Origin of the sequence: Pseudomonas putida, from assembly GCF_002025705.1 — a bacterium.
Lineage (GTDB): Bacteria > Pseudomonadota > Gammaproteobacteria > Pseudomonadales > Pseudomonadaceae > Aquipseudomonas > Aquipseudomonas putida_J.
Window position 1 is genome coordinate 5,810,130 of sequence record NZ_CP018846.1, and the last position, 23,613, is coordinate 5,833,742.

Below are 23,613 nucleotides of genomic sequence, written 5' to 3' on the forward strand. Positions count from 1 at the left end.
TGTCTCTTCTTTTTTCTAATTCTGTCTTCCATTTGCCTGCCTGATCAACCCATGCCGGTACCAATCGGCTAAAGCGCCTTCTATAAGGAAAGACTGGTTGGAAATTGACCTATGGGCTTGCTTTCTCTAGAATCGCCGATCTCTTAAAAAGGGGGCCATTCCGGCCCGTAGTCGACAAACCCAGGTAACAACGCCATGAAACGTACTTTCCAACCAAGCACCATCAAGCGCGCTCGCACCCACGGCTTCCGTGCCCGTATGGCTACCAAGAACGGCCGCGCTGTTCTGTCGCGTCGTCGTGCCAAAGGCCGTAAGCGTCTGGCCATTTGATTTTTCGGCACAGGTGGTGAGTCAGGACTTCAGTCGGGAAAAGCGACTGCTTACACCCCGGCACTTCAAAGCGGTCTTCGACTCCCCAACCGGCAAGGTTCCAGGGAAAAACCTGCTGATCCTTGCTCGCGAGAACGGCCTTGATCACCCGCGCCTCGGCCTGGTGATCGGCAAGAAGAGCGTCAAGCTCGCCGTTCAGCGCAACCGCCTCAAGCGCTTGATGCGTGATTCCTTCCGGCTCAACCAGCAAATGCTGGGTGGCCTGGATATAGTGATCGTCGCGCGCAAGGGATTGGGTGAGATAGAAAACCCGGAATTGCACCAACACTTTGGCAAGCTCTGGAAACGCCTGGCGCGCAGCCGGCCAACTCCAGCGGCAAACGCCGATTCCGCAGGGGTAGACAGTCAAAATGCGTAAACTGGCCCTCGTTCCGATCCAGTTTTACCGTTACGCCATCAGTCCCCTGATGGCCAATCACTGTCGTTTCTACCCCAGTTGCTCCTGTTACGCTCTTGAAGCCATTGAAAACCATGGCCTCTTGCGTGGCGGGTGGCTAGCCGTTCGTCGCCTGGGGCGTTGTCATCCGTGGAACGACGGCGGTTTCGATCCCGTTCCCCCCGCTCCTTCCTCCCGAACTTCTTCGATAGCCGAGTAATCATGGATATTAAACGCACGATCCTGATCGTCGCCCTGGCAATCGTGTCCTACGTCATGGTCCTCAAGTGGAACGAGGACTACGGCCAGGCTGCCCTGCCGACTCAGAATACTGCTGCCAGCACCACTGCCCCGGCCTTGCCGGATGGCGTGCCGGCCGGTAACGCCAGCGCCGATGTGCCGAGCGCCAATGCCGAATCCAGCCCTGCCGAACTGGCGCCGGTTGCAGTCAGCAAGGACCTGATCCGGGTCAAGACCGATGTCCTGGACCTGGCTATCGATCCGGTCGGTGGTGACATCGTCCAACTGAACCTGCCGCAATACCCACGTCGCCAGGACCACCCGGACATTCCGTTCCAGCTGTTCGACAACGGCGGCGAGCGTGTCTACCTGGCCCAAAGCGGCCTGACCGGCGCCAACGGCCCGGATGCCCGTTCGTCCGGTCGCCCGCTGTACGCTGCCGAGCAGAAGAGCTACCAGCTGGCCGATGGCCAGGAACAACTGGTGGTCGACCTTAAGTTCAGCGACAACGGCGTCAACTACATCAAGCGCTTCAGCTTCAAGCGCGGTGAGTACGACCTGACCGTCAGCTACCTGATCGACAACCAAAGCGGCCAGGCCTGGAGCGGCAACATGTTTGCCCAGCTCAAGCGTGACGCCAGTTCCGACCCGTCGTCGAGCACCGCTACCGGTACCGCGACCTACCTTGGCGCTGCCATGTGGACTGCTTCCGAGCCTTACAAAAAGGTCTCGATGAAGGACATCGACAAAGGTAGTTTGAAAGAAAATGTGTCCGGTGGCTGGGTTGCCTGGCTGCAGCACTACTTCGTGACCGCCTGGATTCCGGCCAAATCGGACAACAACGTTGTCCAGACCCGCAAGGACAGCCAGGGCAATTACATCATCGGCTACACCGGCCCGGCCCTCAGCGTTCCAGCTGGCGGCAAGGTCGAAACCAGCGCCATGCTGTATGCCGGTCCGAAGATCCAGTCCAAGCTGAAGGAGTTGTCCCCAGGCCTGGAACTGACCGTCGACTACGGCTTCCTGTGGTTCATCGCCCAGCCTATCTTCTGGCTGCTGCAACATATCCACAGCCTGCTGGGTAACTGGGGCTGGTCGATCATCGTTCTGACCATGCTCATCAAGGGCCTGTTCTTCCCGCTGTCGGCTGCCAGCTACCGCTCGATGGCGCGCATGCGCGCCGTGGCGCCGAAGCTCGCTGCACTGAAGGAACGCTTCGGTGACGATCGCCAGAAGATGTCCCAGGCAATGATGGAGCTGTACAAGAAAGAGAAGATCAATCCGCTGGGCGGCTGCTTGCCGATCCTGGTGCAGATGCCGGTCTTCCTGTCCCTGTACTGGGTACTGCTGGAAAGCGTCGAGATGCGCCAGGCGCCATGGATGCTGTGGATCACCGACCTGTCGATCAAGGATCCGTTCTTCATCCTGCCGATCATCATGGGCGCCACCATGTTCATTCAGCAGCGTCTGAACCCGACTCCGCCGGATCCGATGCAGGCCAAGGTGATGAAAATGATGCCGATCATCTTCACCTTCTTCTTCCTGTGGTTCCCGGCTGGTCTGGTGCTGTACTGGGTTGTGAACAACTGCCTGTCGATCACTCAGCAGTGGTACATCACCCGCCGCATCGAAGCAGCCAGCAAAAAAGCTGCTGCTTGACGGGCTGCTGCGCTAGCCTGTGAATAAAAACGCCCCCTCGGGGGCGTTTTTGCTATCTGTCGTTTTTGTCGTAGAGGCTTTCGAGCATGAACACTGTGCGTGAAACCATCGCCGCCATCGCTACCGCCCAAGGCCGCGGAGGCGTCGGTATCGTCAGGCTGTCAGGGCCATTGGCAAGCAAGGCTGGCCAGTTGATCACCGGCCGAACGCTGACGCCACGGCATGCCCACTACGGGCCATTCCGCGATGAAGATGGCCTGGTGCTGGATGAAGGCATTGCGCTGTTCTTCCCTGGGCCCAACTCTTTCACTGGCGAGGACGTACTCGAGCTGCAGGGCCATGGCGGCCCGGTGGTGCTGGATATGCTGCTGCAGCGCTGTGTACAAGTCGGCTGCCGTCTGGCGCGCCCAGGCGAGTTCAGCGAGCGTGCGTTCCTCAACGACAAGCTCGACCTGGCCCAGGCCGAAGCCATCGCCGACCTGATTGAAGCGAGCTCCAGCCAGGCCGCGCGCAACGCCTTGCGCTCGTTGCAGGGTGAATTCTCCAAGCGCGTGCACAGTCTGACAGAGGCGCTGATTGCCCTGCGCATCTACGTCGAGGCGGCAATCGACTTCCCTGAAGAGGAAATCGACTTCCTTGCCGATGGCCATGTGTTGTCGATGCTCGATACAGTACGTGCCGAGTTATCCACCGTGCAGCGCGAGGCCGGGCAAGGCGCCTTGCTGCGAGACGGGATGACGGTGGTCATCGCTGGTCGCCCGAATGCCGGCAAGTCGAGCTTGCTGAACCAACTGGCAGGGCGCGAGGCTGCGATCGTGACCGACATTGCCGGCACCACCCGGGACATTCTTCGGGAACATATCCACATCGACGGCATGCCGCTGCATGTGGTCGACACCGCCGGCCTTCGGGATACCGATGACCATGTGGAAAAAATCGGTGTGGAACGTGCGCTGAAGGCCATTGGCGAAGCCGATCGGGTGCTGCTGGTGGTCGACTCCACCGCACCTGAGGCCAGTGACCCGTTTGCCTTGTGGCCCGAGTTCCTCGATCAGCGACCAGACCCGGCCAAGGTCACGCTGATTCGCAACAAGGCCGACCTCAGTGGAGAGCGGGTAGGGTTGGAACAGTGCGACGACGGCCATGTGACCATTACCTTGAGTGCCAAGGGCGATGACCAGGGGCTGCAATTGCTGCGTGATCATCTCAAGGCCTGCATGGGTTATGAACAGACTGCCGAGAGCGGTTTCAGCGCCCGCCGGCGCCATCTGGATGCCTTGCGCCAGGCCAGTTCACATCTGGAACATGGCCGCGCACAGCTGACACTGGCTGGCGCGGGTGAATTGCTGGCGGAGGACTTGCGTCAGGCGCAGCATGCGCTGGGTGAGATCACCGGTGCATTCAGTTCCGATGACCTGCTGGGGCGGATCTTCTCCAGTTTCTGCATCGGCAAGTAGTCCACAGGTCGTTAAAAACCAAGGCCGCTCCTTCGGGAGCGGCTTTTTTTTGCCTGCGATTTATCCACTCGTCGGATTTTGACCCGCTGCCCGTAGCTTAAACCTTCCTCGGTGGATGGTGAAAAGGTCGCCGAAATTCATCCACAGACTCAAATCCATGTGCAGGAGCCCTGTGGAAAACCCGCCTTCAGCTCCGTTGATAAGCAGGCTTTTTTTCTGAGGACAAATCCGCCTGTGGGTAAACTACCATTTAATCCACAGGCTAAAAGACGTTATCCATACCCCTCATGGTAGGTAAGCCACAGGGTTCAATTTTGCTGTACATCAGGCAGCCAAAGGGATACAGAAGCTTATCCACAGATAAGGCTGTGCATAAGAATAAACATAAAAACAAAGCTTTTATAAATTTCTTCTCTTTGATTTCTGTTGTCTGCCACTCATCCACAGACTGGTCAAAATTTGCTCAGACGGTTCCTTTAGAGGGGGTGAAGTCCCTATACTTGTCCGCTTACCTTCTCTATTCGCAAAAACAGGCACGAGGTGCGTGGTGGATTTCCCTTCCCGTTTTGAAGTGATCGTCATCGGCGGCGGCCATGCCGGTACCGAGGCTGCGCTTGCGTCAGCACGCATGGGTGTGAAAACCCTGCTGTTGACCCATAACGTGGAAACCCTCGGTCACATGAGCTGCAACCCGGCGATTGGTGGCATCGGCAAAAGTCATCTGGTCAAAGAGATCGATGCGCTCGGCGGCGCGATGGCGCTGGCCACCGACAAGAGCGGCATCCAGTTCCGCATCCTGAACAACCGCAAAGGCCCAGCCGTACGCGCCACCCGAGCGCAAGCCGACCGCGCCATCTACAAGGCTGTGGTACGCGAGATCCTGGAAAACCAGCCGAACCTGTGGATATTCCAGCAGTCCTGCGATGACCTGATCGTCGAACAGGACCAGGTCAAAGGCGTGGTGACCCAGATGGGGCTGCGTTTCTTCGCGGAATCCGTGGTACTGACCACCGGCACCTTCCTCGGCGGCCTTATCCACATCGGCCTGCAGAACCATTCCGGTGGTCGCGCCGGTGATCCGCCATCGATTGCCCTGGCTCACCGCATGCGTCAACTGCCGCTGCGAGTCGGCCGCCTGAAAACCGGTACCCCTCCGCGTATCGACGGGCGCTCCGTGGATTTCTCGGTGATGACCGAACAGCCAGGCGACACGCCGATCCCGGTGATGTCGTTCATGGGCAATGCACAAATGCATCCGCGCCAGGTGAGCTGCTGGATCACCCACACCAATGCCCGCACCCACGAGATCATTGCCTCGAACCTTGACCGTTCGCCGATGTACTCCGGGGTGATCGAAGGTGTCGGCCCGCGCTATTGCCCATCGATCGAAGACAAGATCCATCGCTTTGCCGACAAGGAAAGCCACCAGGTGTTCATCGAGCCGGAAGGCCTGACCACCCATGAGCTGTACCCCAACGGTATTTCCACTTCGTTGCCATTCGATGTGCAGCTGGAGCTGGTGCGCTCGATCCGCGGTATGGAAAACGCCCACATCGTTCGCCCGGGTTACGCCATCGAGTACGACTATTTCGACCCGCGTGACCTCAAGTACAGCCTCGAGACCAAAGTCATCGGTGGCCTGTTCTTCGCTGGCCAGATCAACGGCACCACTGGCTACGAAGAAGCTGGCGCCCAGGGCCTGCTGGCCGGGACCAACGCCGCACTGCGTGCCCAAGGCCGTGAAAGCTGGTGCCCGCGCCGCGACGAGGCGTACATCGGCGTATTGGTCGACGATCTGATTACCCTGGGTACCCAGGAGCCGTACCGCATGTTCACTTCGCGTGCCGAGTACCGGCTGATCCTGCGTGAAGACAACGCTGACTTGCGCCTGACCGAGAAAGGTCGCGAACTCGGCTTGATCGACGACGAACGCTGGGCTGCTTTCTGCGCCAAGCGCGACGGTATCGAGCGTGAAGAGCAGCGCCTGAAGTCGACCTGGGTGCGCCCGAACACCGAGCAAGGCCAAGCCATTGTGGATAAGTTCGGCACTCCGCTGGCCCACGAATACAGCCTGCTCAACCTGCTGGCTCGGCCAGAGATCGACTATGCCGGGCTGATCGAAGCGACCGGCGGTGAAGAGATCGATCCACAGGTCGCAGAGCAGGTCGAGATCAAGACCAAATACGCAGGTTACATCGACCGCCAACAGGACGAGATCGCTCGCCTGCGCGCCAGTGAAGATACCCGCCTGCCTGTGGATATCGACTACACCACCATTTCCGGGCTGTCGAAGGAAATCCAGGGCAAGCTCGGCCAGACTCGCCCAGAAACCCTGGGCCAGGCTTCGCGTATCCCCGGTGTGACTCCTGCGGCGATTTCCCTGTTGCTGATTCATCTGAAAAAACGCGGCGCTGGCCGCGAATTGGAGCAAAGCGCTTGAGTTCCCTGGTCACCCCGCAACACGCCGAAGAGTTGTCCACAGGTGCGCGCCAGCTCGGTGTCGAGTTGAGCGCCGAGCAGCACGAAAAGCTGCTGGGCTACCTGGCCCTGCTGATCAAATGGAACAAAGCCTACAACCTCACTGCCGTGCGCGATCCGGACGAGATGGTTTCCCGCCACCTGCTCGACAGCCTCAGCGTCATGTCGTTTATCCACAACGACCGTGACAACTGGCTGGATGTCGGCAGCGGCGGTGGCATGCCCGGCATCCCTTTGGCTATCCTGCATCCGCACAAGCAGGTGACGGTGCTGGACGCCAATGGCAAGAAGACCCGCTTCCTGACTCAGGTGAAAATGGAACTGAAACTGGACAACCTTACGGTTATCCACAGCAGGGTCGAAGCTTTCCAGCCATCACTACCGTTCAGCGGAATCATCTCCCGCGCCTTCAGCAGCATGGAGAACTTCACCAACTGGACCCGCCATCTGGGCGACACCGGGACGCAATGGCTTGCAATGAAGGGGCTGCATCCTGCCGATGAACTGGTAGCATTGCCCGCAGACTTCACAGTGGAAAGCGAGCAGGCCCTGACCGTTCCAGGTTGCCAGGGCCAGCGCCATCTGCTGATACTGCGCCGCAAGGCTTGATTGGGAACACACGCAACAATGGCTAAGGTATTCGCAATCGCGAACCAGAAAGGTGGGGTCGGCAAGACCACCACCTGTATCAACCTCGCAGCATCGCTGGCCGCGACCAAGCGTCGTGTGCTGCTGATCGACCTCGATCCGCAGGGCAACGCGACCATGGGCAGCGGTGTGGACAAACACGAACTCGAGCATTCGGTCTATGACCTGCTGATCGGGGAATGCGACCTTGCCCAGGCCATGCACTACTCCGAGCACGGTGGCTTCCAGTTGCTGCCGGCCAACCGCGACCTGACCGCCGCGGAAGTGGTGCTGCTGGAAATGCAGGTCAAGGAAAGCCGCCTGCGCAACGCGCTGGCGCCGATCCGCGAAAATTATGATTTCATCCTCATCGACTGCCCGCCGTCGCTGTCGATGCTGACGCTCAATGCGCTGGTCGCTTCCGATGGCGTGATCATCCCGATGCAGTGCGAGTACTACGCGCTGGAAGGTCTCAGCGACCTTGTGGATAACATCAAGCGCATCGCTGCCCGGTTGAACCCGGAGCTGAAGATCGAAGGCCTGCTGCGGACCATGTACGACCCGCGCCTGAGCCTGAACAACGATGTTTCGGCGCAGCTCAAGGAACACTTCGGCGAGCAGCTGTACGACACCGTCATCCCGCGCAACATCCGCCTGGCCGAGGCCCCGAGCTTCGGCATGCCGGCGCTGGCCTACGACAAGCAATCGCGTGGCGCACTGGCCTATCTGGCCCTGGCCGGGGAACTGGTACGCCGTCAACGCCGTCAATCACGCACTGCACAAACAACTTAAGGAATCCGCATGGCCGTTAAGAAACGGGGTCTCGGACGTGGGTTGGATGCACTGCTCAGTGGTCCTTCCGTCAGCGCGCTCGAAGAGCAGGCTGTGAAGATCGACCAGAAAGAACTGCAACACCTGCCAGTCGAACTGATCCAGCGCGGCAAGTACCAGCCGCGCCGCGACATGGACCCCGAGGCACTGGAAGAGCTCGCGCACTCGATTCGCAGCCATGGGGTGATGCAGCCCATCGTGGTTCGCCCGATCGACGGTAGCCGCTATGAGATCATTGCCGGTGAGCGCCGTTGGCGCGCCACTCAGCAGGCCGGTCTCGACACCATCCCGGCGATGGTGCGCGAAGTGCCGGACGAAGCCGCCATTGCCATGGCGCTGATCGAGAACATCCAGCGCGAGGACCTCAATCCGCTGGAAGAAGCCCTGGCCCTGCAGCGCCTGCAGCAGGAGTTCGAGCTGACCCAGCAACAAGTGGCCGATGCCGTGGGCAAGTCGCGGGTGACCGTGGCCAACCTGCTGCGCCTGATCTCGCTGCCCGAGGCGATCAAGACCATGCTCGCCCACGGCGACCTGGAGATGGGCCACGCCCGTGCCTTGCTCGGTCTCGAAGAAGATCGCCAGGAAGAGGGGGCGCGTCATGTTGTCGCACGTGGTCTCACTGTGCGCCAAACCGAGGCACTGGTCCGTCAATGGCTCAATGGCAAACCTGAGCCGGTCGAACCGAGCAAACCTGATCCGGACATCGCGCGCCTTGAACAGCGGCTCGCAGAGCGCCTGGGCTCTGCCGTGCAGATACGTCACGGCAACAAGGGCAAAGGCCAATTGGTTATTCGCTATAACTCGCTTGACGAGTTGCAAGGCGTGCTTGCTCACATCCGCTGAAACAATTCCCGTTGTAGCGCGCAGTCGGAAATCACTACCGAATAGTTGAATAGGGGTTAATCCACCCCTATACTCTGCGCGCATTTTGTCGGCACAAATTATGCCAAGTCATAACTGACTTGTTGGTCGACTTCCGAGGAGCAGTTGTGATGGAAATCCGCACGCCAAACCGCCTGCCTTTCCATCGCTGGGCGGTTTTTCCGGTACTGCTGGCTCAATTCGTCGTACTACTGCTGGCAACCTTGGTGTTGTGGCAGTGGAAAGGGGCGGTCAGTGGATATTCAGGCCTTTGCGGAGGTTTGATTGCCTGGCTGCCCAATGTGTATTTCGCCTGGAAGGCTTTTCGCTTCAGCGGAGCTCGGGCGGCACAAGCTATCGTCAAGTCGTTTTACGCTGGCGAGGCAGGCAAGATGATTTTGACGGCAGTGCTTTTTGCACTGACCTTCGCAGGAGTGAAGCCACTGGCGCCGTTAGCAGTATTCGGCGTCTTCGTGTTGACCCTTTTGGTCAGCTGGTTCGCGCCCCTGCTGATGAATAAAAGACTTTCGAGACCTTAGGGCGTTTGAGGCAACCATGGCAGCAGAAACCGCTTCGGGCTATATCCAGCACCACTTGCAGAACCTGACCTACGGTCAACTACCAGACGGCAGCTGGGGCTTTGCCCATTCGGCTGCAGAAGCCAAGGCAATGGGCTTCTGGGCGTTCCACCTGGACACCCTGGGTTGGTCCGTCGCGCTGGGTCTGATCTTCCTGTTCATCTTCCGCATGGCGGCCAAGAAGGCGACTTCCGGTCAACCAAGCGGCCTGCAGAACTTCGTAGAAGTGCTGGTGGACTTCGTCAACGGCAGCGTGAAGGACTCCTTCCACGGCCGTAGCCCGGTGATCGCTCCGCTGGCGCTGACCATCTTCGTCTGGGTGTTCCTGATGAACGCCATCGACCTGGTACCGGTCGACTGGATTCCTCAGCTGGCCATCCTGATCTCCGGTGACCCGCACATTCCGTTCCGCGCCGTGTCGACCACCGACCCGAACGCGACCCTGGCCATGGCCTTCAGCGTGTTCGCCCTGATCATCTTCTACAGCATCAAGGTCAAGGGCCTGGGCGGCTTCATCGGTGAGCTCACCCTGCACCCGTTCGGCAGCAAGAACATCTTCGTGCAGATCCTGCTGATCCCGGTGAACTTCCTGCTGGAGTTCGTCACCCTGATCGCCAAGCCGATCTCGCTGGCACTGCGTCTGTTCGGCAACATGTACGCCGGCGAGCTGGTGTTCATCCTGATCGCCGTGATGTTCGGCGCCGGCATCCTCTGGCTGAGCGGCCTGGGTATCGTGCTGCAGTGGGCGTGGGCTGTGTTCCACATCCTGATCATCACGCTGCAAGCTTTCATCTTCATGATGCTGACCATCGTCTACCTGTCGATGGCTCATGAAGATAACCATTAAGACCGCCTGGCGTGTCTTGTAGCCTTCCCCGCTCGTTTGGGGGGAAGGCTTTAAAAGTCCGCAAGGGCAGCTGTACCAAACGATTTGTTTTACCGCTTCAACTTAAAAACCTAACCAATACGACGTAAAAGTCGGGAGGAAAGATGGAAACTGTAGTTGGTCTGACCGCTATCGCTGTTGCTCTGCTGATCGGCCTGGGTGCTCTGGGTACCGCCATTGGTTTCGGCCTGCTGGGCGGCAAGTTCCTGGAAGGCGCTGCTCGTCAGCCTGAGATGGTTCCAATGCTGCAGGTCAAAATGTTCATCGTTGCCGGTCTGCTCGACGCCGTAACCATGATCGGTGTTGGTATCGCTCTGTTCTTCACCTTCGCGAATCCGTTCGTTGGTCAGATCGCCGGCTAATCACTCGTTTCCACGAGTTGATGGCTGTGATGAATTAAGACCGAGCGAGGTGTTGGCGTGAACATTAATGCAACCCTGATTGGCCAATCCGTTGCCTTCCTGATTTTTGTACTCTTCTGCATGAAGTACGTATGGCCTCCGGTCATCACTGCTCTGCAAGAGCGTCAAAAGAAGATTGCCGACGGCTTGGACGCTGCCAACCGCGCAGCTCGCGACCTGGAGCTGGCCCAAGAGAAAGTGGGTCAGCAACTGCGTGAAGCTAAAGCACAGGCAGCCGAAATCATTGAGCAAAGCAAGAAACGCGCTGCTCAGCTTGTCGAGGAAGCCCGTGATCAGGCCCGCGTCGAAGCTGACCGTGTGAAGGCTCAGGCTCTGGCCGAGATCGAACAGGAACTGAACAGCGCTAAAGACGCCCTGCGTGCCCAAGTGGGTGCTCTGGCCGTTGGCGGTGCTGAAAAGATCCTTGGCGCCACAATCGATCAAAACGCGCATGCGGAGCTGGTTAACAAACTGGCCGCTGAAATTTAAGCGAGGGCGATCATGGCAGAACTGACCACGTTGGCCCGACCTTACGCTAAGGCTGCCTTTGAGCATGCCCAGGCCCATCAGCAACTGGCCAATTGGTCAGCCATGCTCGGCCTGGCTGCTGCGGTGTCGCAAGACGACACCATGCAGCGCCTGCTCAAGGCCCCGCGACTGACGAGCGCAGAAAAGGCCGCCACGTTCATTGACGTGTGCGGTGACAAGTTCAATGCACAGGCACAGAATTTCATTCATGTTGCCGCGGAAAACGACCGTCTCCTGCTTCTGCCGGAGATTGCCGCCCTGTTCGACCTGTACAAGGCCGAGCAAGAGAAATCCGTGGACGTGGAAGTCACCAGTGCTTTTGCGTTGAACCAAGAACAGCAAGACAAACTCGCCAAGGTTCTCAGTGCACGGTTAGGCCAGGAAGTGCGCCTGCACGCGTCGGAGGATGCCAGCCTGATTGGCGGCGTCGTCATCCGCGCAGGTGACCTGGTAATCGATGGCTCTGTTCGCGGCAAAATCGCGAAACTGGCCGAAGCATTGAAATCTTGAGTTTGAAGGGGCAGCAGAGCAATGCAGCAACTCAATCCTTCCGAAATTAGTGAAATCATCAAGGGCCGCATCGACAACCTCGATGTGAGCTCCCAAGCCCGTAACGAAGGTACCGTTGTTTCGGTATCCGACGGTATCGTGCGGATCCACGGTCTGGCCGACGTCATGTACGGCGAAATGATCGAGTTCCCTGGCGGCGTCTACGGTATGGCACTGAACCTGGAGCAAGACTCCGTAGGTGCAGTGATCCTGGGTGCCTATGACACCCTCGCCGAAGGCATGAGCGCCAAGTGCACCGGCCGCATCCTGGAAGTTCCGGTTGGTAAGGAACTGCTGGGTCGCGTCGTTGACGCACTGGGCAACCCGATCGACGGCAAAGGTCCTCTGGGCAACACTCAGACCGACGCGGTCGAGAAAGTAGCTCCAGGCGTGATCTGGCGTAAGTCGGTAGACCAGCCTGTACAGACTGGCTACAAGTCCGTCGACGCCATGATCCCTGTCGGCCGTGGCCAGCGTGAGCTGATCATCGGTGACCGTCAGATCGGCAAGACCGCCATGGCCATCGACGCCATCATCAACCAGAAAGACTCCGGTATTTTCTGTGTTTATGTTGCTGTCGGCCAGAAGCGTTCCACCGTTGCCAACATCGTTCGCAAGCTGGAAGAAAACGGCGCCCTGGCCAACACCATCGTGGTTGTTGCCAGTGCTTCGGAATCCGCCGCACTGCAGTTCCTGGCTCCTTACGCCGGCTGCACCATGGGCGAGTTCTTCCGTGACCGCGGTGAAGACGCCCTGATCGTTTACGATGACCTGTCCAAGCAGGCCGTTGCCTACCGTCAGATCTCCCTGCTGCTGCGCCGTCCACCAGGACGTGAAGCGTACCCAGGTGACGTGTTCTATCTCCACTCCCGTCTGCTGGAGCGTGCATCGCGCGTTTCGGAAGAGTACGTCGAGAAGTTCACCAACGGCGCAGTCACTGGCAAGACCGGTTCCCTGACCGCCCTGCCGATCATCGAAACCCAGGCTGGCGACGTTTCCGCGTTCGTTCCGACCAACGTGATTTCCATCACCGACGGTCAGATCTTCCTGGAATCGGCCATGTTCAACTCGGGCATCCGCCCTGCAGTGAACGCCGGTGTTTCGGTATCCCGCGTAGGTGGTGCCGCTCAGACCAAGATCATCAAGAAGCTGTCCGGTGGTATTCGTACCGCTCTGGCTCAGTACCGTGAACTGGCTGCATTCGCCCAGTTCGCTTCCGATCTGGATGAAGCGACCCGCAAGCAGCTGGAGCATGGTCAGCGCGTTACCGAGCTGATGAAGCAGAAGCAGTACGCGCCAATGTCCATCGCGGACATGGCCCTGTCGCTGTACGCCGCTGAGCGTGGTTTCCTGACTGACGTAGAAGTCTCCAAGATCGGCAGCTTCGAGCAAGCACTGATCGCCTTCTTCAACCGTGATCACGCTGAACTGATGGCGAAGATCAACGTGAAGGGTGACTTCAACGACGAAATCGACGCAGGCCTGAAAGCCGGTATCGAGAAGTTCAAGGCCACCCAGACCTGGTAAGCCGCAGCGGGGGCTCAGGCCCCCGCTTGCTAACCTGATAGGTGATACATGGCAGGCGCAAAAGAGATTCGCAGTAAGATTGCGAGCATCAAAAGCACGCAAAAAATTACCAGCGCCATGGAGAAAGTGGCGGTCAGCAAGATGCGCAGGGCACAACTGCGCATGGCTGCTAGCCGTCCTTACGCGGAGCGTATCCGCCAGGTGATCGGTCATCTGGCCAACGCCAACCCGGAATACCGCCACCCGTTCATGATCGAGCGCCCTGTAAAGCGCGCCGGTTATATCGTGGTGAGCAGTGACCGTGGTCTGTGCGGTGGCTTGAACACCAACCTGTTCAAGGCCCTGGTCAAGGACATGAACGAAAACCGCGAACAGGGCGTGGAAATCGACCTGTGCGTGATCGGCAGCAAGGGTGCGACTTTCTTCCGCATCTTTGGCGGCAACGTCGTAGCCGCGATCAGCCACCTGGGCGAAGAGCCATCGATCAACGATCTGATCGGCTCCGTCAAAGTGATGCTGGACGCCTACCTGGACGGCCGTATCGATCGCCTTTCGGTGGTTTCGAACAAGTTCATCAACACCATGACCCAAAAACCGACGGTCGAGCAATTGGTACCGTTGGTGGCAACCCCGGATCAGGATCTCAAGCATCACTGGGATTACCTGTACGAACCCGACGCAAAAGAGCTGCTGGACGGCTTGATGGTGCGTTACGTGGAGTCGCAGGTATACCAGGCGGTGGTCGAGAACAACGCTGCTGAACAAGCGGCCCGGATGATCGCCATGAAGAACGCCACAGACAACGCCGGTGATTTGATCAAAGAGCTTCAGTTGATCTACAACAAGGCGCGTCAGGCTGCGATCACCCAGGAGATCTCGGAAATCGTCGGCGGCGCTGCCGCGGTTTAACGGTTCAAAAATTCAGAGGATCCAGCTATGAGTAGCGGACGTATCGTTCAAATCATCGGCGCCGTCATCGACGTGGAATTCCCACGTGACGTCGTGCCGAGTGTATACAACGCGCTGAAAGTACAAGGCGCGGAAACCACCCTCGAAGTTCAGCAGCAGCTGGGCGACGGCGTGGTTCGTACCATTGCGATGGGCTCCACCGAAGGCCTGAAGCGCGGTCTGGATGTCGTCGACACCGGTGCTGCCATTTCCGTACCAGTTGGTAAGGCCACTCTGGGCCGTATCATGGACGTTCTGGGCAACCCAATCGACGAAGCCGGCCCGATCGGTGAAGAAGAGCGTCGCGGTATCCACCAGCCAGCGCCTTCGTTCGCTGACCAGGCAGGCGGCAACGACCTGCTGGAAACCGGCATCAAGGTTATCGACCTGGTTTGCCCGTTCGCCAAGGGTGGTAAGGTTGGTCTGTTCGGTGGTGCCGGTGTCGGCAAGACCGTTAACATGATGGAACTGATCCGTAACATCGCCATGGAACACAGCGGTTATTCCGTGTTCGCTGGTGTGGGTGAGCGTACTCGTGAGGGTAACGACTTCTACCACGAGATGAAGGACTCCAACGTTCTCGACAAGGTAGCGCTGGTCTACGGTCAGATGAACGAGCCACCAGGAAACCGTCTGCGCGTAGCGCTGACCGGCCTGACCATGGCTGAGAAGTTCCGTGACGAAGGTAACGACGTTCTGCTGTTCGTCGACAACATCTATCGTTACACCCTGGCCGGTACCGAAGTATCCGCACTGCTGGGCCGTATGCCTTCGGCAGTAGGTTACCAGCCGACCCTGGCTGAAGAGATGGGCGTTCTGCAAGAGCGCATCACCTCCACCAAGGAAGGTTCGATCACCTCCGTTCAGGCCGTATACGTACCTGCGGACGACTTGACCGACCCGTCGCCAGCGACCACCTTCGCCCACTTGGACGCCACCGTCGTTCTGTCCCGTGACATCGCCTCCCTGGGTATCTACCCAGCGGTCGACCCACTGGACTCGACTTCGCGCCAGCTGGACCCGAACGTGATCGGCAACGAGCACTACGACACCGCTCGTGGCGTTCAGTATGTTCTGCAGCGCTACAAAGAGCTGAAGGACATCATCGCGATCCTGGGTATGGACGAACTGTCCGAAGACGACAAGCAACTGGTAGCCCGCGCTCGTAAGATCCAGCGCTTCCTGTCGCAGCCGTTCTTCGTGGCCGAAGTCTTCACCGGTTCGCCAGGCAAGTACGTTTCCCTGAAAGACACCATCGCTGGCTTCAGCGGCATCCTCAAAGGTGACTACGACCACCTGCCAGAACAAGCGTTCTACATGGTCGGCAGCATCGACGAAGCGATCGAGAAAGCCAAGAAACTGTAATCCCGGCGCCCCGCAAGGGGCGCTAATCAGGTTGAGGCAAGCAGATGGCTATGACAGTCCATTGCGATATCGTCAGCGCGGAAGGGGAAATCTTCTCCGGCCTGGTCGAGATGGTAGTAGCGCACGGCAACCTGGGCGATCTTGGTATCGCTCCAGGCCACGCCCCGCTGATCACCAATCTCAAGCCTGGTCCGATCACGCTGACCAAGCAAGGTGGCGATCGTGAGGTGTTCTACATCTCCGGTGGCTTCCTCGAAGTGCAGCCGAACATGGTCAAGGTTCTTGCCGACACCGTGCAGCGCGCTGCCGACCTGGACGAAGCTCAGGCTCAGGAAGCCCTCAAGGCTGCTGAGAACGCCCTGAACGCGAAAAGCTCGGACTTCGACTACGGTGCTGCTGCCGCACGTCTGGCCGAGGCTGCAGCTCAGCTGCGTACCGTCCAGCAATTGCGCAAAGGCAAGTAATCCGGTTCAGGCCGCATGCTTCCGTTGCGATTGAGTTAAAGGGTAGCCTCGGCTACCCTTTTTCTTTTTCCGAATTCTTCTCAGGTCACGTCTCTGACCGCCCAGGATTGGTAGCCAGTCAATGTCCCTCGATATCGTTATTCTCGCCGCCGGCCAAGGCACCCGCATGCGTTCGGCGCTGCCCAAGGTGCTGCACCCGGTAGCCGGCAATTCCATGCTCGGCCACGTTATCCACAGTGCGCGCCAGCTTCAGCCACAAGGCATTCATGTGGTCATCGGCCACGGTGCCGAGCAGGTACGTGAGCGCTTGGCGGCCGACGACCTTAATTTCGTCATGCAGGACAAGCAGCTGGGCACGGGCCATGCCGTTGCGCAAGCATTGCCGGCGATCACTGCCGACACGGTGCTGGTGCTTTATGGCGATGTGCCGCTGATCGAAGTGGAAACCCTGCAGCGCCTGCTGGCCAAGGTCAGCGACAAGCAACTGGGCCTGCTTACCGTGACCCTGCAGGACCCGACCGGGTATGGCCGCATCGTGCGCAATGGCGAAGGCCAGGTGACGGCTATCGTCGAGCACAAGGACGCCAGCGAAGCGCAGAAGGCAATCAACGAAGGCAACACCGGCATCCTGGCCCTGCCAGCCACGCGCCTGGCCGACTGGATGGGCCGCCTGTCGAACAACAATGCCCAGGGTGAGTACTACCTCACTGACGTCATCGCCATGGCCGTGGCCGATGGGCTGGTGGTCGCCACTGAACAGCCGCATGACGCGATGGAAGTGCAGGGCGCCAACGACCGTCGCCAGCTGTCGGAACTCGAGCGCCACTACCAGCTTCGCGCAGGCCGCCGGCTGATGGCCCAGGGCGTTACCCTGCGCGACCCGGCGCGCTTCGATGTACGTGGCGAAGTGACCGTTGGTCGCGACGTGCTGATCGATATCAACGTGATTCTCGAAGGCAAGGTGGTCATCGAGGACGACGTGCAAATCGGCCCGAACTGTGTAATCAAGGACAGCACCCTGCGCAAGGGCGCAATCATCAAGGCCAATACCCACCTCGACGGCGCGGTAATGGGTGAGGGCAGCGATGCTGGCCCGTTCGCCCGCTTGCGCCCAGGCAGCGTGCTTGAAGCCAAGGCCCATGTGGGTAACTTCGTCGAACTGAAAAACGCCCACCTGGGTGAAGGCGCCAAGGCCGGCCATCTGACCTACCTGGGCGACGCCGAGATCGGTGCACGTACCAACATCGGCGCCGGTACCATCACCTGCAACTACGATGGCGCCAACAAGTTCAAGACCGTGATGGGTGAGGACGTATTCATTGGCTCCAACAATTCCCTGGTAGCGCCTGTGGAAATCAAGGCCGGCGCGACTACGGCGGCCGGTTCGACCATCAATCAGACCGTCGAAGCAGGTAATCTGGCCGTGGCGCGTGCGCGCCAGCGCAATATTTCGGGCTGGAAGCGGCCGGAGAAGATCAAGAAGAGCTGAGTTATACACAGCTGCTTCGATCGAAAGCCGACTTATGTGAATAAGTCGGCTTTTTTATTGGCCACATGCAGGAAGCGCGTGGTCAGGAAAATTTATCCACATCTTGACGTGACGCTCTTGATAGGTTTTGATTGCAACCATTATCTTTCGAATCGAAACTTATCTGCCCATGTCGAAACGAAACACCCCCCAGCGCCGTCACAACATCCTGGCCATGCTCAGCGAGCAGGGCGAGGTGAGTGTGGACGCCTTGGCCAAGCGTTTCGAAACCTCGGAAGTGACCATCCGCAAGGATCTTGCTGCGCTTGAGGCCAACGGCCTGCTGCTGCGCCGCTACGGTGGTGCGGTGCCGGTACCGCAGGAGATGCTGGGTGAAGCCGCGCAACCGATCTCTGCCTACAAGAAGGCTATCGCCCGGGCAGCGGTTGGGCGTATTCGCGAGCATGCGCGGATCATTATCGACAGCGGCAGCACTACCGCCGCCATGATCCCGGAACTGGGCCGCCAGCCCGGTCTGGTAGTGATGACCAATTCGTTGAATGTGGCCCGCGCCATCAGTGAAGTCGAGCACGAACCGGTGCTGCTGATGACTGGTGGCACCTGGGACCCTCATTCGGAATCATTCCAGGGCCAGGTCGCCGAGCAGGTACTGCGCTCTTATGATTTCGACCAGCTGTTCATCGGTGCCGACGGCATCGACCTGCAGCGCGGCACCACGACTTTCAATGAACTGCTTGGCCTGAGCCGAGTGATGGCCGAAGTGGCCCGAGAAGTGATCGTGATGGTCGAGTCCGACAAGGTCGGGCGCAAGATCCCCAATCTCGAGCTGCCCTGGGGCAGCGTGCACACCCTTATTACAGATGAACGCTTGCCCGCAGCGGCACGCGAACAGATTCAAGCCCGCGGCATCAACCTGATCTGCGCCGCGATCAGCCAGGAGCAATAACCATGTGTGGAATCGTTGGTGCCGTAGCCGAGCGCAACATCACTGCCATTCTCATCGAAGGCCTCAAGCGTCTTGAGTACCGCGGGTACGACAGTGCCGGCCTGGCCGTCTATACCCAGCAGGGCGAGCTGCAGCGCCGCCGCCGCATCGGCAAGGTCGCCGAGCTGGAAGCCGCTGTGGCCGCTGACCCGCTGAGCGGCCAGCTGGGCATCGCCCACACCCGTTGGGCTACCCACGGTGCGCCGACCGAAGGCAATGCCCACCCGCATTTTTCCAGCAACGAAGTGGCAGTGGTGCACAATGGCATCATTGAAAACCACGACGAACTGCGTGAAGAGTTGAAAGGTCTGGGGTACGTGTTTACCTCGCAGACTGACACCGAAGTCATCGTGCACCTGATCCATCACACGCTGAAAACCATCCCGGACCTCTCTGATGCGCTGAAGTCCGCAGTCAAGCGCCTGCACGGTGCCTATGGCCTGGCGCTGATCAGCGTGAAGCAGCCTGACCGCCTGGTAGCTGCGCGCAGCGGCAGCCCGCTGGTGATCGGCCTGGGCCATGGGGAAAACTTCCTCGCCTCGGACCAACTGGCACTGCGCCAGGTCACCGACCGCTTCATGTACCTGGAGGAGGGTGATATCGCCGAGATCCGCCGCGACCAGGTGAAGATCTGGGATCAGGCCGGCCAGCCGGTACAGCGTGAAACCGTGCAGTACCACGAAGGTGCGGAAGCCGCCGACAAGGGTGCATATCGCCACTTCATGCTCAAGGAGATCCATGAGCAGCCGACCGTGGTCCAGCGCACGCTGGAAGGCCGACTGGGCAAGGACCACGTGATGGTTCAGGCTTTCGGCCCGCAGGCTGCCGAGCTGTTCGCCAAAGTACGCAACGTGCAGATCGTCGCCTGCGGCACCAGCTACCACGCCGGCATGGTTGCCCGTTACTGGCTGGAAAGCCTGGCCGGCATTCCTTGCCAGGTTGAAGTGGCCAGCGAGTTCCGTTATCGCAAGGTTGTGGTGCAACCAGACACCCTGTTCGTCTCGATCTCCCAGTCCGGCGAAACCGCCGACACCCTGGCTGCCCTGCGCAACGCCAAGGAACTGGGCTTCCTCGGTAGCCTGGCCATCTGCAACGTCGGCATCAGCTCGCTGGTACGCGAGTCCGACCTGACCCTGCTGACCCTGGCCGGCCCGGAAATCGGCGTGGCATCGACCAAAGCCTTCACCACTCAGCTGGTCTCGCTGATGCTGTTGACCCTGGCTCTGGGCCAAGTGCGCGGCACCCTCGAAGCTGGCGTCGAAGCCGGGTTGGTGGAAGAACTGCGCCGCCTGCCTGCACGCCTGGGTGAGGCCCTGGCCATGGACAGCACCGTGGAGAAAACCGCCGAGCTGTTCGCCGACAAGCACCACACCCTGTTCCTTGGCCGTGGTGCACAGTACCCGGTGGCCATGGAAGGTGCGCTGAAGCTCAAGGAAATCTCTTACATCCACGCCGAAGCCTACCCGGCCGGTGAGCTCAAGCACGGCCCGTTGGCGCTGGTGGATAACGACATGCCCGTGGTCACCGTAGCGCCGAACAACGAACTGCTGGAGAAGCTCAAGTCCAACCTGCAGGAAGTGCGCGCCCGCGGCGGCGAGCTGGTGGTGTTCGCCGACGAGAATGCCGGTATGAGCAACGGCGAAGGCACCCACGTGATCAAGGTGCCGCACATCGTGGACGAACTGGCGCCGATCCTCTACACCATTCCGCTGCAGCTGCTGTCGTACTACGTGGCAGTGCTCAAGGGCACTGACGTCGACCAGCCACGTAACCTGGCGAAGTCGGTGACTGTAGAGTAAGTTTTTCCATCCGGTAAAACACAAGCCCTGGCCCAAAGCCGGGGCTTTTTCATTTGTGCGACCGGAACAAGCGCCCAATTGATCGCATCGGCGCATCAATTAATGAAAAATGAACGATTATCTCCAGCGCCGCTTTCGACGATCATTCCAGAAATAAGCACTTACAATTATTAAGAAACGCTGGAGATCCACCATGAGTCTGCCGTCACGCTCGGTGCCCGAGGGCAAGTCCAAGGCCGGTATGGTCTTCCGGGTAACGTCCGGAAACTTCCTCGAACAGTTCGACTTCTTCCTGTTCGGTTTCTACGCCACGCACATCGCGGCGGCCTTCTTCCCCGCGTCCAATGAATTCGCCTCGTTGATGATGACTTTCGCCGTGTTCGGCGCAGGCTTCCTCATGCGCCCGCTGGGTGCGGTGATTTTGGGTGCGTACATTGATGACGTGGGCCGGCGCAAAGGCTTGATCGTCACCCTGGCGATCATGGCCAGCGGTACCCTGCTGATCGTGCTGGTGCCCGGATACGCCAGCATCGGCTTGCTGGCCCCGGCCCTGGTGCTCATCGGGCGCCTGTTGCAAGGGTTCTCGGCGGGCGCCGAACTGGGCGGTGTGTCGGTATACCTGGCCGAAATGGCAACGCCTGGGCACAAGGGCTTCTACGCCAGCTGGCAGTCCGCCAGCCAGCAGGTGGCCATCGTCGTTGCCGCGGCGCTGGGTTTTGCGCTCAACGAATGGCTGTCTGCCGCCGAGATCGCCCAGTGGGGCTGGCGCGTGCCGTTCGCTGTGGGCTGCATGATCATCCCGGTGATTTTTCTGCTGCGTCGTAACTTGCAGGAAACCGAGGAGTTCGCCGCCCGCGAGCATCGCCCTACCATGAAGCAGGTGTTGGCTACGTTGGCCGCCAATTCCGGCGTGGTGCTGTTCGGCATGCTGATGGTGGCCATGACCACCACCGCCTTCTACATGATCACGGTGTATGCGCCGACCTTTGGCAAGACCGTGCTGCAACTGAGTACCGGTGATGCACTGCTGGTGACCTTGCTGACGGCGGTGTCGAACTTCATCTGGCTGCCCATTGGCGGCACCCTCAGCGACCGTTTCGGGCGCAAGCCGCTGCTGCTGGCCATGTCGCTGATGACTGTGATCACTGCTTACCCGGCACTGACCTACCTGGCTCACTCGCCAACCTTTGGCCACATGCTTGAAGTGCTGCTGTGGTTCTCGTTCCTGTATGGCATGTACAACGGCGCGATGATTCCGGCGCTTACCGAAATCATGCCAGTGGAAGTCCGTGTGGCAGGTTTCTCGCTGGCCTACAGCCTGGCGACTGCTTTGTTCGGCGGTTTCACCCCGGCGATCTCGACCTGGATGATCCACGTTACCAACGACAAGGCCGCACCGGCTTACTGGATGATGTTCGCCGCGCTCTGTGCATTCGTCGCCACCTGGATGCTCTACCGTCGCCTGGCCCACCGCGCAGCGGTGGCCGCATGAGGGCTTCGTTGAAAGGATTGTTGGCCGCTTCTTTGCTTGCTGGTTGCAGCCTTGCCCAGGCTGCGCAACTGACGGTAATGACTTCCGGCGGCTTCACTGCCGCCTACAAACAGCTGGGGCCGCAGTATGCGGCGCAGAGCGGCGATACGCTGGTCACCGTGCTGGGGCCATCCATGGGCAAGGCCCCTGAGGCGATCCCCAATCGCCTCGCACGCGGAGAGCATGCCGATGTGGTGATCATGGTCGGCTATGCGTTGGACGAGCTGATTCGTCAGGGCAAAGTCGACCCGGGATCGCGGGTCGAACTGGCAGACTCGCGTATCGGGCTGGTGGTCAAGGAAGGGCAGGCCAAGCCCGCAATCGGCACTGCTGACGAATTGAAGCAGACGTTGCTGGCGGCCCGGTCGGTGGCCTACTCGGACAGCGCCAGCGGTGTATACATTGAGAAGGAGCTTTACAAGAAGCTGGGTATCCAGGACCAGCTCGTCGGCAAGAGCACCATGGTTGAGCGCATTCCGGTGGCCTCACAGGTAGCCAAGGGCACTTATCAGCTTGGCTTCCAGCAGGTGGCCGAGCTGCTGCCAGTGCCGGGTGTCACATACGTTGGCAAGATCCCGGAGAGCCTGCAGTCGGTGACCCGTTTTGCCGCCGGCATCCCGAAAACCGCCGAGCACCCGGCCGAGGCGAATCAGTTGCTGAAGTACCTCGCTTCGCCCGACGTGCAACCTGCCGTGCGTGCCACCGGGCTGGATTCAGTCGCCCGGTAATACGCCGGGCAGTTCGCGAATCAACCTGACCATCTCAAGCGCCGCAGGCGTCAGCGTACGGCCGCGGCGCTTGAGCAGGCCCATCTTGCGGCTGACTTCAGGTTCCACCAGTGCAACACTGGCGAGGATCGGATGCGGCGTCATCGGCAGCGCGATCGATGGCACCGCTGCAATACCCAGGCCCGCTTCGATCAGGCCAAGCAGGGTTGTCACATGCCTGGCTTCGCAAACGCTCTCCTTGCTGACCGGCATCCCGGCCAACGCCCGATCCAATACCAGACGGTTGCCTGACGATTTGCCCAGAGTGATGTAGTCATGTTCGTAGGCTTGTGCCCAGGTCACCTGGCTCTGCTTGGCCAATGGGTGATCCTGGCGGCAGGCGATGACATAGCGCTCTTCGAGCAAGACGCTGAACTCGATTTCAGGGGCGAGGTTGCCAGTGAAGCTCAGACCGAAGTCCGCTTCGCCGGATGCCACGGCGGCGCTGACCTCGTTGGCGGAGGCGTCGTACAGGCTGATCCGAACTTTCGGGTACTGCGCATGGAAGGCGCGGATCGCATGTGGCATGAAGTAGTAGGCCGCCGACGGCACGCAGGCGATGGTCAGGGTGCCGGTACGCAGCGAGCCGCCGTCACCAACGCTGAGCAAGGCCAGGTCGAGGTCGTCGAGCAGCCGCTCTACCTGTGGCAGGAAGGCACGCCCGACATTGGTCAGCGACACCTTGCGCGTGGTGCGTTCGAGCAGCTTCACGCCCAGTGCCGATTCGAGTTTTTCGATACGCCGGCTCAGCGCCGACTGGGTGATGCGAATGGTGTCGGCGGCGCGGCGGAAACTGCCTTGCTCGACGACTGCGCGGAAGGCTTGCAGGTCATTCAGATCGAAGTTGATGCTCAACCGGTGGCTCCGCTGGTTTGAT

General features: G+C 59.6%; 24 protein-coding genes. 23 read left to right on the top strand and 1 reads right to left on the bottom strand.

Features of this window, described 5'->3' with window-relative positions; translation table 11 throughout:
• Nucleotides 1-195: 195 nt before the first annotated feature.
• From rpmH to BUQ73_RS26305, 23 genes are all read left to right on the top strand, one after another.
• On the top strand, nucleotides 196-330 hold the full coding sequence (gene rpmH / locus BUQ73_RS26195; RefSeq protein WP_003253163.1) for a 50S ribosomal protein L34: 135 nt from the start codon (nucleotides 196-198) through the stop codon (nucleotides 328-330).
• Nucleotides 331-343: 13 nt separating this feature from the next.
• Entirely contained in the window at nucleotides 344-748 is a 405-nt protein-coding gene (gene rnpA, locus BUQ73_RS26200) for a ribonuclease P protein component (protein ID WP_079230262.1), read from the top strand.
• On the top strand, nucleotides 741-986 hold the full coding sequence (yidD, locus tag BUQ73_RS26205) for a membrane protein insertion efficiency factor YidD (protein WP_079230263.1): 246 nt from the start codon (nucleotides 741-743) through the stop codon (nucleotides 984-986). The genes rnpA and yidD overlap by 8 nt, the downstream gene beginning before the upstream one ends.
• A gap of 2 nt (nucleotides 987-988) precedes the next feature.
• Complete coding sequence (gene yidC / locus BUQ73_RS26210) at nucleotides 989-2,665, top strand: membrane protein insertase YidC (RefSeq protein ID WP_079230264.1); 1,677 nt, start codon at nucleotides 989-991, stop codon at nucleotides 2,663-2,665.
• Nucleotides 2,666-2,751: 86 nt separating this feature from the next.
• Nucleotides 2,752-4,122, top strand: a complete 1,371-nt coding sequence (gene mnmE / locus BUQ73_RS26215) for a tRNA uridine-5-carboxymethylaminomethyl(34) synthesis GTPase MnmE (RefSeq protein ID WP_079230265.1) — start codon at nucleotides 2,752-2,754, stop codon at nucleotides 4,120-4,122.
• 547 nt (nucleotides 4,123-4,669) lie between these two features.
• Nucleotides 4,670-6,562, top strand: coding sequence for a tRNA uridine-5-carboxymethylaminomethyl(34) synthesis enzyme MnmG (gene mnmG / locus BUQ73_RS26220; RefSeq protein WP_079230266.1), 1,893 nt, complete (start codon nucleotides 4,670-4,672; stop codon nucleotides 6,560-6,562).
• Nucleotides 6,559-7,209, top strand: coding sequence for a 16S rRNA (guanine(527)-N(7))-methyltransferase RsmG (rsmG, locus tag BUQ73_RS26225; RefSeq protein ID WP_079230267.1), 651 nt, complete (start codon nucleotides 6,559-6,561; stop codon nucleotides 7,207-7,209). Before mnmG ends, rsmG begins: the two co-directional genes overlap by 4 nt.
• Before the next feature lie 18 nt (nucleotides 7,210-7,227).
• Entirely contained in the window at nucleotides 7,228-8,019 is a 792-nt protein-coding gene (locus BUQ73_RS26230; RefSeq protein ID WP_012316952.1) for a ParA family protein, read from the top strand.
• A gap of 9 nt (nucleotides 8,020-8,028) precedes the next feature.
• The gene (locus BUQ73_RS26235; RefSeq protein ID WP_027917108.1) at nucleotides 8,029-8,901 is read left to right on the top strand and encodes a ParB/RepB/Spo0J family partition protein; all 873 of its coding nucleotides are present in this window, start codon (nucleotides 8,029-8,031) and stop codon (nucleotides 8,899-8,901) included.
• Between the two features lie 149 nt (nucleotides 8,902-9,050).
• Entirely contained in the window at nucleotides 9,051-9,458 is a 408-nt protein-coding gene (locus BUQ73_RS26240) for a F0F1 ATP synthase subunit I (protein ID WP_008092225.1), read from the top strand.
• Between the two features lie 16 nt (nucleotides 9,459-9,474).
• Nucleotides 9,475-10,344: a F0F1 ATP synthase subunit A gene (gene atpB, locus BUQ73_RS26245; protein ID WP_027917107.1), complete on the top strand. Its 870-nt coding sequence runs from the start codon at nucleotides 9,475-9,477 to the stop codon at nucleotides 10,342-10,344.
• A gap of 143 nt (nucleotides 10,345-10,487) precedes the next feature.
• Nucleotides 10,488-10,745 carry a F0F1 ATP synthase subunit C gene (atpE, locus tag BUQ73_RS26250; protein ID WP_003097235.1) on the top strand — a complete coding sequence of 86 codons (258 nt, stop codon included), beginning with the start codon at nucleotides 10,488-10,490 and terminating at the stop codon, nucleotides 10,743-10,745.
• Nucleotides 10,746-10,802: 57 nt separating this feature from the next.
• Entirely contained in the window at nucleotides 10,803-11,273 is a 471-nt protein-coding gene (locus tag BUQ73_RS26255) for a F0F1 ATP synthase subunit B (RefSeq protein ID WP_027917106.1), read from the top strand.
• 12 nt (nucleotides 11,274-11,285) lie between these two features.
• Entirely contained in the window at nucleotides 11,286-11,822 is a 537-nt protein-coding gene (locus tag BUQ73_RS26260) for a F0F1 ATP synthase subunit delta (RefSeq protein ID WP_003253191.1), read from the top strand.
• Between the two features lie 21 nt (nucleotides 11,823-11,843).
• The gene (gene atpA, locus BUQ73_RS26265) at nucleotides 11,844-13,388 is read left to right on the top strand and encodes a F0F1 ATP synthase subunit alpha (RefSeq protein WP_012274911.1); all 1,545 of its coding nucleotides are present in this window, start codon (nucleotides 11,844-11,846) and stop codon (nucleotides 13,386-13,388) included.
• Nucleotides 13,389-13,436: 48 nt separating this feature from the next.
• Nucleotides 13,437-14,297, top strand: a complete 861-nt coding sequence (atpG, locus tag BUQ73_RS26270) for a F0F1 ATP synthase subunit gamma (protein ID WP_012274910.1) — start codon at nucleotides 13,437-13,439, stop codon at nucleotides 14,295-14,297.
• 27 nt (nucleotides 14,298-14,324) lie between these two features.
• A complete protein-coding gene (gene atpD, locus BUQ73_RS26275; RefSeq protein ID WP_012274909.1) occupies nucleotides 14,325-15,701 on the top strand; it encodes a F0F1 ATP synthase subunit beta in 1,377 nt (458 codons plus the stop codon).
• A gap of 44 nt (nucleotides 15,702-15,745) precedes the next feature.
• Nucleotides 15,746-16,165, top strand: a complete 420-nt coding sequence (locus BUQ73_RS26280; RefSeq protein WP_011536500.1) for a F0F1 ATP synthase subunit epsilon — start codon at nucleotides 15,746-15,748, stop codon at nucleotides 16,163-16,165.
• 121 nt (nucleotides 16,166-16,286) lie between these two features.
• Nucleotides 16,287-17,654 (top strand): bifunctional UDP-N-acetylglucosamine diphosphorylase/glucosamine-1-phosphate N-acetyltransferase GlmU, encoded by a 1,368-nt coding sequence (glmU, locus tag BUQ73_RS26285; RefSeq protein WP_079230268.1) that lies wholly within the window; start codon nucleotides 16,287-16,289, stop codon nucleotides 17,652-17,654.
• Between the two features lie 169 nt (nucleotides 17,655-17,823).
• Nucleotides 17,824-18,600, top strand: coding sequence for a DeoR/GlpR family DNA-binding transcription regulator (locus tag BUQ73_RS26290; protein WP_079230269.1), 777 nt, complete (start codon nucleotides 17,824-17,826; stop codon nucleotides 18,598-18,600).
• Between the two features lie 2 nt (nucleotides 18,601-18,602).
• Nucleotides 18,603-20,438, top strand: coding sequence for a glutamine--fructose-6-phosphate transaminase (isomerizing) (gene glmS / locus BUQ73_RS26295; RefSeq protein ID WP_079230270.1), 1,836 nt, complete (start codon nucleotides 18,603-18,605; stop codon nucleotides 20,436-20,438).
• Between the two features lie 193 nt (nucleotides 20,439-20,631).
• Nucleotides 20,632-21,930, top strand: coding sequence for an MFS transporter (locus BUQ73_RS26300; protein WP_079230271.1), 1,299 nt, complete (start codon nucleotides 20,632-20,634; stop codon nucleotides 21,928-21,930).
• Nucleotides 21,927-22,697, top strand: a complete 771-nt coding sequence (locus BUQ73_RS26305) for a substrate-binding domain-containing protein (protein WP_079230272.1) — start codon at nucleotides 21,927-21,929, stop codon at nucleotides 22,695-22,697. The genes BUQ73_RS26300 and BUQ73_RS26305 overlap by 4 nt, the downstream gene beginning before the upstream one ends.
• Here the strand turns inward: BUQ73_RS26305 and BUQ73_RS26310 are convergent.
• A complete protein-coding gene (locus BUQ73_RS26310; protein ID WP_079230273.1) occupies nucleotides 22,683-23,591 on the bottom strand; it encodes a LysR family transcriptional regulator in 909 nt (302 codons plus the stop codon). The genes BUQ73_RS26305 and BUQ73_RS26310 overlap by 15 nt on opposite strands.
• Nucleotides 23,592-23,613: the final 22 nt, after the last annotated feature.